General features: G+C 45.9%; 13 protein-coding genes and 1 riboswitch. Of the genes, 7 read left to right on the top strand and 6 right to left on the bottom strand.

Annotated features, from left to right (window positions below; translation table 11 throughout):
• The first annotated feature begins 43 nt into the window (after positions 1–43).
• The 5 genes from hpf (at position 44) to mgtE (ending at position 3,447) form a co-directional block, all read left to right on the top strand.
• A complete protein-coding gene (gene hpf, locus AB4558_RS11420; RefSeq protein ID WP_009847742.1) occupies positions 44–331 on the top strand; it encodes a ribosome hibernation promoting factor in 288 nt (95 codons plus the stop codon).
• 1 nt (position 332) lies between these two features.
• On the top strand, positions 333–794 hold the full coding sequence (gene ptsN / locus AB4558_RS11415; protein WP_004738707.1) for a PTS IIA-like nitrogen regulatory protein PtsN: 462 nt from the start codon (positions 333–335) through the stop codon (positions 792–794).
• 1 nt (position 795) lies between these two features.
• Positions 796–1,665, top strand: coding sequence for an RNase adapter RapZ (gene rapZ, locus AB4558_RS11410; RefSeq protein ID WP_372158812.1), 870 nt, complete (start codon positions 796–798; stop codon positions 1,663–1,665).
• Between the two features lie 2 nt (positions 1,666–1,667).
• Complete coding sequence (locus AB4558_RS11405) at positions 1,668–1,943, top strand: HPr family phosphocarrier protein (RefSeq protein ID WP_017063734.1); 276 nt, start codon at positions 1,668–1,670, stop codon at positions 1,941–1,943.
• Positions 1,944–2,091: 148 nt separating this feature from the next.
• On the top strand, positions 2,092–3,447 hold the full coding sequence (gene mgtE, locus AB4558_RS11400) for a magnesium transporter (RefSeq protein ID WP_017058911.1): 1,356 nt from the start codon (positions 2,092–2,094) through the stop codon (positions 3,445–3,447).
• Positions 3,448–3,543: 96 nt separating this feature from the next.
• On the opposite strand, the gene pmbA is transcribed toward mgtE, so the two are convergent.
• The gene (gene pmbA, locus AB4558_RS11395; RefSeq protein WP_017071292.1) at positions 3,544–4,887 is read right to left on the bottom strand and encodes a metalloprotease PmbA; all 1,344 of its coding nucleotides are present in this window, start codon (positions 4,885–4,887) and stop codon (positions 3,544–3,546) included.
• A gap of 118 nt (positions 4,888–5,005) precedes the next feature.
• On the opposite strand from pmbA, the gene yjgA reads away from it, so the two are divergent.
• A complete protein-coding gene (gene yjgA / locus AB4558_RS11390; protein WP_017069408.1) occupies positions 5,006–5,530 on the top strand; it encodes a ribosome biogenesis factor YjgA in 525 nt (174 codons plus the stop codon).
• 106 nt (positions 5,531–5,636) lie between these two features.
• Here yjgA and thiQ read toward each other — a convergent pair whose 3' ends face one another.
• The 5 genes from thiQ to mpl form a co-directional block, all read right to left on the bottom strand.
• Complete coding sequence (gene thiQ, locus AB4558_RS11385; RefSeq protein WP_017071293.1) at positions 5,637–6,341, bottom strand: thiamine ABC transporter ATP-binding protein; 705 nt, start codon at positions 6,339–6,341, stop codon at positions 5,637–5,639.
• Positions 6,341–7,954, bottom strand: a complete 1,614-nt coding sequence (gene thiP / locus AB4558_RS11380) for a thiamine/thiamine pyrophosphate ABC transporter permease ThiP (RefSeq protein ID WP_017058907.1) — start codon at positions 7,952–7,954, stop codon at positions 6,341–6,343. Before thiP ends, thiQ begins: the two co-directional genes overlap by 1 nt.
• A gap of 92 nt (positions 7,955–8,046) precedes the next feature.
• On the bottom strand, positions 8,047–9,039 hold the full coding sequence (thiB, locus tag AB4558_RS11375; protein WP_102320274.1) for a thiamine ABC transporter substrate binding subunit: 993 nt from the start codon (positions 9,037–9,039) through the stop codon (positions 8,047–8,049).
• 53 nt (positions 9,040–9,092) lie between these two features.
• A riboswitch (TPP riboswitch) is annotated at positions 9,093–9,212 on the bottom strand.
• Between the two features lie 43 nt (positions 9,213–9,255).
• Positions 9,256–9,879 carry a flavin prenyltransferase UbiX gene (locus tag AB4558_RS11370; RefSeq protein ID WP_372074977.1) on the bottom strand — a complete coding sequence of 208 codons (624 nt, stop codon included), beginning with the start codon at positions 9,877–9,879 and terminating at the stop codon, positions 9,256–9,258.
• 38 nt (positions 9,880–9,917) lie between these two features.
• Positions 9,918–11,276 carry a UDP-N-acetylmuramate:L-alanyl-gamma-D-glutamyl-meso-diaminopimelate ligase gene (mpl, locus tag AB4558_RS11365; protein WP_017071296.1) on the bottom strand — a complete coding sequence of 453 codons (1,359 nt, stop codon included), beginning with the start codon at positions 11,274–11,276 and terminating at the stop codon, positions 9,918–9,920.
• Positions 11,277–11,546: 270 nt separating this feature from the next.
• Here mpl and fbp point away from each other — a divergent pair, with 270 nt between their 5' ends.
• Entirely contained in the window at positions 11,547–12,557 is a 1,011-nt protein-coding gene (fbp, locus tag AB4558_RS11360) for a class 1 fructose-bisphosphatase (RefSeq protein ID WP_008220458.1), read from the top strand.
• Positions 12,558–12,648 lie beyond the last annotated feature (91 nt).

Here is a 12,648-nt window from a genome sequence, read left to right as displayed (position 1 = left end):
ACTTAGCAACTATGATCAGGCAACCAACTGAAAAGGAAAGTCTATGCAAATCAATATTCAAGGCCATCACGTTGATCTTACCGATTCAATGCAAGACTATGTTCACACCAAATTCGACAAACTTGAGCGCTTCTTTGATCATATCAATAGCGTTCAGGTTGTTTTAAAAGTTGAGAAAATCAATCAAATCGCAGAAGCTACCCTGCATATAAATCAGGGGGAAATCCATGCGACAGCAACAGATGAAAGCATGTATGCCGCGATTGATTCATTGGTTGATAAACTCGTCCGCCAACTCAACAAGCACAAAGAAAAGCTAAGTAGTCACTAACATGCAATTAAGCGAAGTACTTTCATTGGACTGCACCAAAAGTGCAGTCCAATGCACAAGCAAAAAAAGAGCCCTTGAGCTCATCAGCCAGATAGCAGCTGAGAGCTGCGGTCAAGATTCAACAGAGCTATTTGAGTGTATGTTGAGCCGTGAGAAGATGGGCAGTACCGGTATTGGTAATGGTATCGCGATTCCCCATGCTCGTATGAATGTCAGTGATAAAGCGATAGCTGTATTACTGCAATGCCAAGATCCTATCGAATTTGATGCGATTGATAATCGTCCTGTCGACCTACTATTTGCCCTGCTTGTTCCTAGCGAACAATGCAAAGAGCATCTAAAAACCCTTTCTTGTATGGCAGAACGACTAAACGACAAGCAGACTCTTAAACAGCTGCGTAATGCTCAGAGCGATCAAGAGCTTTACGACATCATGATTCAAGTGCCAACTTGCGAGCAATAACATGCGATTAATCGTGGTTAGTGGCCAATCAGGGGCCGGTAAAAGTGTTGCGTTACGAGTCCTAGAAGACTTGGGGTATTACTGTGTCGATAATCTACCAGTAAACCTGCTCAACAACTTTGTCGAATCGGTACGCGAAAGCAACCAAAACGTTGCGGTAAGTATTGATATACGTAACCTACCGAAAGAGCCTCAGTTAGTCACCGACACGCTCGAGCAACTCGAGTCAGCTACAAACATCGATGTTGATGTATTGTTCCTCGATGCCAGCAAGCAGACACTCCTTAAGCGCTACAGCGAAACCCGCAGAATCCACCCTTTATCAATTGGCCAAGAGAAACTTTCTCTAGAGCAGGCTATTGATTTAGAAAAGACACTTCTCAGTCCTCTAGCAGAGCAAGCCAGCATTGTGATTGATAGCAGTGACTGCAACCTCTACGAGTTGAGTGAAAAAGTGCGCTTTAAAGTCGAAGGCAAAGAGAAGCAAGAACTAATCATTGTCTTTCAATCTTTCGGCTTTAAATTTGGTCTGCCAAGCGATGCCGACTACGTGTTTGATGTTCGCTTCTTACCAAACCCTCACTGGAAACCTGACTTACGACCAATGACAGGCCTTGATGCTCCGATTCACTCCTTCCTAGAGCAGCATCAAGAAGTGATTGAACTCAAACAACAGATTCAAGGCTTTGTTGAGCAGTGGCTACCAATGTTAGAGAAAAACAATCGCAGTTACCTAACGGTAGCCATTGGTTGTACTGGTGGTAAGCACCGCTCGGTCTATCTAACCCAGAAGATTGGTGAGTACTTCGAACAACTTGGTCATCAAGTTCAAATCAGACATGCCTCTTTAGAGACGCACCAACAGGGCTAACCATGGAATTAACTCGAACTGTACTGATCCAAAACCGTTTGGGTCTTCACGCTAGAGCGGCCGTAAAGTTGGTTGAGCTTGCACAAAGCTTTGATGCCACTATCACAATTCATAGTGAAGAAGATAAAAGTGCCACCGCAGACAGCGTAATGGGGCTACTTATGCTGGAATCAGCGCAAGGGCAACATATTACTATTCAAGCTGCAGGCACCGACTCACAGCAAGCACTGGATGCCGTCTGTCATCTCATTGAAGACAAGTTTGATGAGGGTGAGTAGCGAAACCGCTTCACTCACAACGCCTAAGACTCAAACAACGAACCAACCAATATTAAATCTTAGTTCTATCTAAGTTTATGATTTAAATAAGCCCCAGAATTAAGTTACTATTCCAACCATTGTTAGAATAATGAGATAGGAGGAAAATATGGCAGAGCAATTAGAATTCGACCAAGCTCACCAAACCCTCCAAGAAGTCAGCGAAGCCCTAGAAAACGGCCGATTTGTTCACGTACGCCGACAACTTCAGGACATGGAACCTGAGGATATTGCACACCTTTTAGAAGCCTCCCCTCGCAAAAGTCGTGACGTACTCTGGCAACTCACCGATCCTGAAGACTACGGTGAAATTCTTGATGAACTAAACGAAGACGTCAAAGATGCTCTTGTGTCGAAAATGGCACCTGAGACCTTGGCAGAAGCAACCGAAGGTATGGAAACCGATGACGTCGCGTACGTACTTCGAAGCCTACCCGACGATGTTTCTCGCGAAGTCCTTTCTCAAATGGACTCCGTCGATCGTGCATTAGTTGAAACTGCCCTGTCGTACCCTGAAGATTCAGCGGGTGCGATCATGAACACCGACGTAATCACGATTCGTGGTGATGTCGATGTTGACGTTGTATTGCGCTACATGCGTATGCGTGGCGAACTGCCGGATGCAACTGATGCTCTGTATGTTATTGATGAAGAAGAACGTCTTATCGGTAACCTATCACTTACCACGCTAGTAACGACTCAACCTGATGTCCCTGTTTCAGAAGTGATGGATGATGCCGACGAAGCGATCGCGGTAGAAACCAGTGCGTCAGATATCGCGAGCCTGTTTGAACGTCGTAACTGGGTTTCTGCGCCTGTCATCGATAGTAACCAGCACCTTGTTGGTCGTATCACCATCGATGACGTGGTTGATGTTATCCGTGAAGATGCCGAACACTCAATGATGAGTATGGCGGGTATGGACGATGACGAAGATACCTTCGCACCGGTCGTAAAATCTGCTCGTCGTCGTAGTGTGTGGCTTGGTGCTAACGTACTCGCAGCACTGGCGGCAGCATCTGTATCAAACATGTTTGAAGCAACGCTCGATCAAATGGCAGCGATTGCGGTTCTGATGACTATCGTGCCTTCGATGGGGGGTGTTGCGGGTAACCAAACCGTTGCTCTGGTGATTCGTGGTTTGGCACTCGGTCATATCGGTGACAGTAACAAACGCGAACTGCTACTCAAAGAGGCAGCCATCGGCTTCCTAAACGGCGTTCTATGGGCCGTTATCATTGGTGGTATCGTGGTGGCTTGGAAAGGTAACTGGATACTGGGAGGCATCATCTCAGCGGCGATGATGACCAACTTGATTGTCGCAGGTATTGCTGGTGTAACTATCCCAGTGATGTTGAAGAAGATGAATATCGATCCAGCCCTTGCTGGCGGTATGGCACTGACCACAGTAACCGATGTTATTGGCCTATCGGTGTTCCTAGGCTTAGCGACCATACTGATCTAGTTAGCATAAGCAGTTAGCCAATTTTTGGCGAAATACAGAAAACAAAAAGGGAGCCACGGCTCCCTTTTTTAATTCATCAGATTCGCTTTAATTGAATTACTCACCCGCGACTTTCATCGACTCAAGCAGGATAGAACCCGTTTGAATTTGCGAACGTGTTTCTACGTCGTTACCCACAGCAACAATCTGAGTAAACATGTCTTTTAGGTTACCTGCGATTGTTACTTCTGATACTGGGTATTGGATCTCTCCGTTTTCAACCCAGAAACCTGCAGCGCCACGTGAATAATCACCCGTTACGGTGTTTACGCCTTGGCCCATCACTTCAGTGACTAGGAAGCCAGTACCCAACTCTTTTAGCATCTGCTCAAAGTTTTGACCGGTCGATTTAACGAACCAGTTATGAATACCACCAGCATGACCGGTTGGCGTCATATCCATCTTACGTGCGGCATAGCTCGTTAGTAGGTAAGTTGCTAGCACACCGTCAGTGATGATTTCACGATCTTTAGTGAACACACCTTCGCTATCGAATGGGCTTGAAGCCAAACCACGCAAGATATGTGGTCGCTCAGAAATGTTAAACCAGTCAGGTAGGATTTTCTGACCGAGATGATCCAATAGGAATGACGACTTGCGGTAAAGGTTACCGCCACTGATCGCCATAACAAGGTGACCAATCAAGCCAGTTGCCACATCATTAGCGAACATAATTGGGTACTGGCCTGTTGGTAGCTTTTTCGCATCCAAACGGCTAATGGTCTTTTCTGCAGCTTCTTGACCTACACGCTCAGGCGTCCACAGCTCGTCACGGTGACGTGCAACGGTGTAGCTGTAGTCACGCTCCATCTCACCGTTAGCGCCTTGTCCAATTACACAGCAGCTCGTGCTATGACGACTAGAAGCATAGCTTGCTAGTAAGCCATGGCTGTTACCATAAACCTTAACGCCATAGTGGCTGTCGTAGCTTGCGCCATCACTCTGTTTGATCTTATCGCTATAAGCTAACGCTTGCTTCTCAGCAGCAATCGCAATCTCAGCGGCATAGTCAGGGTTTGGTTCATCAGGGTGAAAAAGATCCAAATCTGGAATTTCTTTTACCATGTATTCTTTTGCCGCAGGACCGGCAAATGGGTCTTCAGAAGTGTACTGAGCGATATCAAGTGCGGCCGCGACGGTTTGAGCAATCGCCTTCTCACTCAGGTCAGATGTAGATGCGCTGCCTTTTTTCTGGCCGCGATAAACAGTAATACCTAGCGCACCATCACTATTAAATTCAACGTTTTCCACTTCACACATACGTGTTGAAACACTTAAACCCGTTGACTTAGTAATAGCGACCTCAGCTGCGTCTGCACTCACTGACGCCATATCCAACGCTTTAGCTACTGCGGCTTCTAGCTCAACTCTTTGCTGGGCGACTTGCTGTTTTACATCCATATCTATTCTAATTTTTTAGGTCAATATTACGTAGGATAACAAGAATTTCGCTTTCTCCCCAAGATTCTTGCTAAAATAGGCAATATATTCGTTTGAGATAGTGACATAGGCAGAAAAGATGGCTCGCAAAAACCAAAAAGCCCCATGGGAACCAGAAGAAGAAATCATCTGGGTAAGTAAGACAGAAATGAAAACCGACATGGAAGCGCTACAAAAACTGGGGGAAGAACTTGTTTCCCTGAAGCCTTCTGTATTAGACAAGTTTCCTCTGTCTGAAGATTTGGCACAAGCGATTAAAGATGCACAACGCTTTAAAAATGAAGCGAAGCGCCGTCAACTTCAATACATTGGTAAAGTAATGCGCAATGTTGATCCTGAGCCAATTCAAGCGGCTTTGGATAAAGTACGTAACAAGCACTCGCAAGCAACCGCTGAACTGCACAAGCTTGAGCAACTGCGTGATCGCGTTGTTGCTGAAGGCGATGCTGCCATTTCAGAAGTCATGGACATGTACCCTGAAGCAGACCGTCAGCGTCTTCGTCAGCTAGCTCGCCAAGCTAACAAAGAGAAATCAGCGAACAAGCCAGCAAAGGCTTCTCGTGAGATCTTCCAAATCTTAAAAGAGCTAAAGCTAGAAGACTAATCTTTGTCGCTTTATTCTGTAAGACAATAAAAGACCTAGCGCATGCTAGGTCTTTTTGTTTTCTACGTACTCAATATCAGAGAGATTAAACAAGAGTGATGAATCGTCACTCACCCGCTTTAACAAATGAGCTTAATTCTGTCTGTGGATGATCCGCCGTCAGTGCCTCTATCGAGTCTTCAACCAACACCTTACCTAGCGCCACAAACACAAACTTATTCGCGATACTGCGTGCGTCACCTAAATGGTGAGTCACCATCAAGACCGTAATATTTCGCTCTGCCGCTAATCGCTTCACTAAGCTAAGCATCTCTTCACGCAGCAAAGGATCAAGCGCAGAGAAAGGTTCATCAAGCAGCCAAATATCATGAGGTTGGACAAAACAACGCGCTAACGCAACACGCTGGCGTTGACCGCCGGATAAGTGCTCAGGCAACCTATCCAAATACTCAGCGACGCCAACTTGCGCTGCGGCTTGCTCCACAGCTTGCTTTTGGGTTGCAGTAAGCTTTAAACCTGGATGCAGACCTAAACCAATATTTTCTCGCACCGTAAGGTGAGCAAACAGGTTGTGCTCTTGAAACAACATCGCCAACGGACGCTGATGTGCTTCTTTACCAATAAGCGACTGCCCAGCCACTGATATCTCACCCGATGTAGGCTCGATGAAACCAGCAACTAGCGCCAACAGTGTAGACTTACCCGCACCACTCGGCCCCATAAGCGCAACAATATCGCCCTGCTCAGCTTGAAAATCAAAGCTAAACAACTCTCTGTGATAGTGGTAATCCACATCTTTCATCACTAACATCATCGGTTCCTTAATTCTTTAGCATCGAGCTTAGATCTTCGAGTAAATAAGAATTCTATTAAGCTAAAACTGCCGACACTCAGTAACAGTAAGCTCACAGAAACTACCGCCGCCGCTTCCATTTGATAGCTGCCTAACAATTGGAATAGATACAAAGGCAGAGTTCTAAAATCTTGGCTACCAAACAAAGCAATCGCGCTTAAGTCACCCATCGCCAACATAAAGCTAATCGAGAAGGCTTGCGCCATCGGCTTACGCAATGCTCGCCACTCCACTAACCTAAAACGCGTGAAACCTGTCATACCCAAGCTTGCACACACATACTGGTACTGCTGAGACAAATGCAGCATAGGTTGAGCTAGGGTTTTAATTACGTAAGGCAGCGCCATTAAGCTGTTGACGGCAATCACGATAAAGAAAGCTAAACTGAATACATCGGTGAATGAACGCAGTAATAAGAAGATACCCGTACTGATCACCAGCCCCGGAGTCACCAAGATAATAGTGCCAATCAGCTCGATTTTATCGGCTCGAAAATTCTTGTTCTGTAAACGCCATGCTCGGCTAGTCAGTAGTATGGCGATACCAATACCAACTGCGATAACACTTGCTAATGACGCGACTTTAACCGAGGTCATTAACGCCGCCCAAAACGGCTCGCTGCTGAGTACGGTTAATGCCTGCGAGTTAATTCCACTGACGATAACCATAGCTAATGGCGGCAATACCAGCATTGAGACTATGATGATCCAAAAGCTATCCCAAGCTTTTGACCACCAGCTGTCCTTAACCAAATATTTCTCTTCCGACAGCTGACTGGCCGTCACTGAAATAGGCTTCGATAGGCGTTGAATGCTCACCGCTAGCACACCACACAGCAGCATTTGCCATATCGCGAGCAAGGCACCAGCTTGAAGGTCAAAGTCGAATTTAATCGCCTGATAAATAGCGAGCTCGATAGTGGTTGATTTAGGTCCACCGCCTAGCGCCATCACGGTAGCAAAGCTGGTAAAACACAACATGAAGACTAAGCCACACACATGTGGTAATTGCTGTCTTAAGCGAGGCCATTCAACCCATCTGAATTTGTTCCAATGACTCATACCCAAGTGAGCACAAAGCTTGTGTTGCTCGGCAGGCACGGTATCTAACGCTTGCAGAAGTAAGCGACTGGCATAAGGCAAGTTGAAGAAAACGTGCGCCAGCAAAATACCATTCAATCCGTATATGGAAAATGGCAATTCAATATCGAAGTTCGCCAAAAACTTAGCTAACCAACCACTATTGCCATAGATCGCAAGTAAGCCAAATACACCCACTAACACTGGCAGGACTAAGGTCGACGCGAACAGCCTTAACAACAAAGCGCGTCCAAAAAATTGTCTACGACACAGCGCATGAGCAATAGGTATAGCAAAGCCAACACTCAGCACCGTTGAGAGTGTCGCCTGATAAAAACTGAATTTCGTTACATGCCAATAGTAGGGATCGGACCATACTTGGCTGATATCAAGAGAAGGGGCATTGCTAAGCAATGCCCCAACTGCTGAAACCACGAAGGCGGTAATGAGTATCGCTACCCAAATCCCAACCTTAGGTGTTTTCTTTATCATAGATTGATTTTTTACCGTAAATGGTTCGCTCAGTTAACATCGAACAAACCTTTAAATACAGAAAGTTAGAAAGCTAATTTTTTAAAAGCAAATTAAAAAGTAAGTGCACTCTGCCATTCACGAATCCATGGCTTACGCTTAGCTGCAATTTCTTCGGGCGTAAAGCTTAGCGCTTTCTGAGGAACCGTAAGTTGCTCGAACCCTTTTGGAAGCTCAATATCGGTCACTGGGTACATCCAGTTGCCTGTTGGCATCGCCGATTGGAATTCATCACTTAGGATAAACGCCATAAACTCATCAGCAAGCTTTTCGTTCTTGCTGCCTTTAACCTTAGCGGCCACTTCCACTTGAGTGTAATGCCCTTCTTCGAAGCTTGCTGCTGCATACTTAGAATCGCTTTCAGCAATAATGTGGTAAGCCGGAGACGTTGTATAAGACAACACTAAATCCGACTCGCCTTCTAGGAACATAGAGTAAGCTTCAGACCAGCCTTTGGTTACAGTCACTGTTTTCTGAGCAAGCTTCTTCCATGCTGCTGTCGCTTCATCACCGTATACTGATTTCATCCAAAGCATCATGCCTTGGCCTGGTGTTGATGTACGTGGATCTTGGTAGATGACCTTAAGATCATCACGCTGCTCAACCAGTTCTTTCAAGCTCTTCGGCGGGTTTTCCAGTTTCTCTTTATTGTAAACAAAAGCAAAGTAGCCAAAGTCATAGGGTACAAAAGTGCTGTCGTTCCAACCATTAGGAAGCGTTACCGATGACGTATCAACATTATGCTCAGCCAATAAGCCCGTCGCTTTCGCTTCAGCCATCAGGTTGTTGTCGAGACCTAGTAAGATATCGGCTTTGCTGTTGCCGCCCTCAAGACGTAAACGGTTCAGAATAGACACGCCATCTTCTAGAGCGACAAAATTCACATCACAACCACACTTCTCTTCGAATGCTTTTTCAACGGCAGGACGAGGGCCCCAATCCGCAGCAAAAGAGTCATAGGTGTATATAGTCAAAGTGTTGTCTGCAGCAAAGGCAGAAAAAGAAATAGCTGTAGTAACAGCAAGGGTAGTTAATGTGAATTTCACTGGACGCTCTCCATGGTCTGAGCGGCACAGGTTTGAGGGAGGAGAACGGTAGAGGTTGTTCCTAACTCAATTCCTACGCCAGCATTATCTGGTTCAGGTTTACGGGTCCCAAGCACCTGCTTGATCTCAGCTCGCATTCATTATTTGAATGGTTCGCTCCCCGATGAGTGTTCAGAATTGTAATTTGATTTTTAACAATAAGCTATCAAGTTTGGATCAATTACGTTGATCGTAACCCCAACGTGGCACTAAACCTTGTTCGATACCAAGGTGATCTAGAATACGCGCCACCATAAAGTCGACCAGATCTTCAATTGACTTGGGTTGATGATAAAAACCCGGAGCTGCAGGCATGATCGTTACGCCCATGGTCGAAAGTTTGTGCATGTTCTCGAGATGAAGCGTCGAAAATGGCGTCTCGCGAACCACCAACAACAATTGGCCTCGCTCTTTCATGACTACGTCTGCTGCTCGCTCAATCAGGTTATCTGATAGACCATGAGCAATCGAAGCCAAGCTTCCCGCTGAACATGGACAAACGACCATCTGTTTAGGTGCTGCTGAACCAGAGGCAACCGGCGAGAACCAATCATCTTTGCCACACACCATCAGCTTTTCAGGGTCGCAGCCAAGATGTTTAACCAAAGCTTGTTTCGCCGCATCTGGCCCAGCAGGTAACTTAAGTTCATGCTCGGTCGCCAATACCACTCGCGCTGCCGATGAAATCAGCAAGTAGACCTGATAATCGGCTGCCAAAAGGCATTCAAGTAAACGCAGGCCATAAGGCGCACCGGATGCGCCAGTGAAAGCAAGGGTTATCGCTTTATCGTGTTTTGTCATGTTCTCAATTACTTCAAATTATAAGGTCGTGGATGCCGTTAGCCTTTGAGTGCCAATCCATCCAACAGTTTTTGATGAATGCCACCAAAGCCACCATTACTCATTACCAAAATTTGGTCGCCAGCTTGTGCCTCTGAGACAATTTTAGCAACGAATGCATCCATGTCATCACTCACGTGTGCCGGTTGGTGACAAGCGTCTGCAACATCTTGAACTGACCAATCAATGTTATCCGGTTGGAATAAGTAGGTAGAATCCGCTTGTTTAAGCGAATCAGCCAAGGTTTCTTTATGCACACCACGTTTCATGGTGGCGGAACGAGGCTCTAAAACGGCAATGATTTTTTTCGAGTCGACCTTATTACGTAAGCCGCCGAGCGTAAGTTCAATCGCCGTTGGGTGATGAGCAAAATCATCATAAACAGACACACCTGCCACCTCGCCTTTAAACTCCAAACGGCGCTTAGTATTAATAAAGGTAGCTAGTGATTCACAAGCAAGGTCAGGTGTCACGCCCACATGACGTGCAGCTGCAATCGCCATCAAAGCATTATTTACGTTGTGGTCGCCCACTAAATCCCAATTTACGGTTCCAACACATTCATTTTGGAAGTAAACCTCAAATTGAGAGCCATCTTTGACCAGTTTCTTGGCATCCCAGTCGCCTTGCTCGCCACTCGATTCAGTTTCACTCCAGCAACCGCGAGCTAGAACGTCTTCAATAGCGCTGTCTTGCTTAGGTGAGAAAATGCGACCATTGCTTGGCACAGTACGCACCAAATGATGAAATTGTCGCTTAATCGCTTCAAGATCGTCAAAGATGTCCGCATGATCAAACTCTAGGTTATTCATCACTAAGGTTCTTGGGTGGTAATGAACGAACTTAGATCGTTTATCGAAAAAAGCACTGTCGTATTCGTCGGCTTCTACCACGAAGAACATGCTTTCACCAAGGCGAGCAGAGATACCAAAGTTACCCAACACTCCGCCAACTAAGAAGCCCGGTGCATAGCCACAGTCTTCCAAGATCCAAGCCAACATGCTTGATGTCGTGGTCTTACCGTGCGTTCCCGATACCGCTAACACCCAACGGTCATGCAGCAGGAACTCTTGCAACCACTGAGGACCAGAGGTGTATCTAAGGTTGTTATCCAACACATACTCAACACACGGATTACCGCGGCTCATTGCGTTACCGATAACCACGAGATCTGGCCTTGGTTCTAATTGGCTAGGGTCGAACCCTTCAATAATTTCAATCCCTTGTGATTCCAACAAGGTGCTCATTGGTGGGTAAACATTCGCGTCACTACCCGTAACCTTGTGACCTAATTGACGAGCCAATACCGCAGCACCACCCATGAAGGTGCCACAAATTCCTAAGATATGAATATGCATAAATTGCTTCCAAACGCTTGGCTAAATAAACAGTGCCTAATTAAAACGGCTTGCACTCATTATCATTAAATGGCGATTAAAAGCGAGCAGCAATGCAAAACAAATTGAGTCGACATAGTAAGTGAGATCTGTGTCGCTTAGTTCATTACCATTAAAAAGATCTAACCTTTAGAATTTAGGTAAGCGTCTAGATGAATAAAGCCCACTCAAGAGGCCGAATCTACAGTGCTCAAATCCCCCCTAATATTGAGAGAAGTTTAAGGAAATAACATGTCTGAGATGCGCACCCTTGGTGAGTTCATTGTTGAGAAACAGAGTGACTTCCCCCATGCAAGCGGTGATCTATCATCCCTTTTGTCGTCTATTCGACTTGCTGCAAAAATTGTTAACCGTGAGATCAACAAGGCTGGCCTAGTCGACATCACTGGCGCTGTTGGTACAGACAACGTGCAAGGTGAAGAGCAGCAAAAGCTAGACCTTTACGCGAACGACAAATTTAAAGCGGCTCTAGAAGCCCGTGACCAAGTTTGTGGTGTTGCAAGTGAAGAAGAAGACGAAGCTGTCGCCTTCAATAAAGAGCTCAACAAAAACGCAAAATACGTTGTACTGATGGATCCACTAGATGGCTCATCAAACATCGATGTAAATGTATCGGTTGGTACAATTTTCTCTATCTACCGTCGAGTATCACCGATCGGTACACCACCAACACAAGAAGATTTCTTACAGCCAGGACACAAGCAAGTAGCCGCGGGTTACGTGATTTACGGTTCTTCAACCATGCTTGTATACACAACAGGTGCTGGCGTAAATGGCTTCACCTACGACCCATCACTGGGTACCTTCTGCCTATCTCATGAAAACATGATGATTCCAGACGAAGGCAAGATCTACTCGATCAACGAAGGTAACTACATCCGCTTCCCAACCGGTGTTAAGAAGTACATCAAATACTGTCAGGAAAGCGAGCCAAGCGATAACCGCCCTTACACGTCACGTTACATTGGTTCTCTTGTGTCTGATTTCCACCGTAACTTGCTAAAAGGCGGCATCTACTTATACCCAAGTACAGAGAGCCACCCTCAAGGTAAATTGCGTTTGCTTTATGAATGCAACCCTATTGCTTTCCTTATGGAGCAAGCTGGCGGTATTGCATCAGACGGTGCACAGCGTATCATGGATATCAAACCAACTGAGCTACACCAACGTGTGCCTTTCTTCGTTGGTTCAACAAAAATGGTACGTAAAGTAGAAGAGTTTCTTGAGCTGAACCCTGAGTAACCCTCTCATTTCATTCTCAAACTAACGCTATTAAAAAGCCAGCACCTCAGTGCTGGCTTTTTGTTGTCTCGTGTCCCGTCCTGAAATGTGT

Source organism: Vibrio sp. 10N.222.51.C5 (genome assembly GCF_041474575.1).
Taxonomy (GTDB): domain Bacteria; phylum Pseudomonadota; class Gammaproteobacteria; order Enterobacterales; family Vibrionaceae; genus Vibrio; species Vibrio crassostreae_C.
The sequence above is the reverse complement of the archived record's forward strand: the minus strand, read 5'-3'. Positions and strand labels throughout refer to the sequence as shown.

Bases quoted from the DNA above. Each gene is read 5' to 3' on its own strand.
- ptsN (WP_004738707.1), top strand. From the start codon at position 333: ATGCAATTAAGCGAAGTACTTTCATTGGACTGCACCAAAAGTGCAGTC.
- thiQ (WP_017071293.1), bottom strand. From the start codon at position 6,341: ATGTTAGTGATGAAAGATGTGGATTACCACTATCACAGAGAGTTGTTT.
- mpl (WP_017071296.1), bottom strand. From the start codon at position 11,276: ATGCATATTCATATCTTAGGAATTTGTGGCACCTTCATGGGTGGTGCT.
- AB4558_RS11370 (WP_372074977.1), bottom strand. From the start codon at position 9,879: ATGACAAAACACGATAAAGCGATAACCCTTGCTTTCACTGGCGCATCC.
- thiP (WP_017058907.1), bottom strand. From the start codon at position 7,954: ATGATAAAGAAAACACCTAAGGTTGGGATTTGGGTAGCGATACTCATT.
- AB4558_RS11405 (WP_017063734.1), top strand. From the start codon at position 1,668: ATGGAATTAACTCGAACTGTACTGATCCAAAACCGTTTGGGTCTTCAC.
- yjgA (WP_017069408.1), top strand. From the start codon at position 5,006: ATGGCTCGCAAAAACCAAAAAGCCCCATGGGAACCAGAAGAAGAAATC.
- mgtE (WP_017058911.1), top strand. From the start codon at position 2,092: ATGGCAGAGCAATTAGAATTCGACCAAGCTCACCAAACCCTCCAAGAA.
- pmbA (WP_017071292.1), bottom strand. From the start codon at position 4,887: ATGGATGTAAAACAGCAAGTCGCCCAGCAAAGAGTTGAGCTAGAAGCC.
- hpf (WP_009847742.1), top strand. From the start codon at position 44: ATGCAAATCAATATTCAAGGCCATCACGTTGATCTTACCGATTCAATG.
- rapZ (WP_372158812.1), top strand. From the start codon at position 796: ATGCGATTAATCGTGGTTAGTGGCCAATCAGGGGCCGGTAAAAGTGTT.
- fbp (WP_008220458.1), top strand. From the start codon at position 11,547: ATGTCTGAGATGCGCACCCTTGGTGAGTTCATTGTTGAGAAACAGAGT.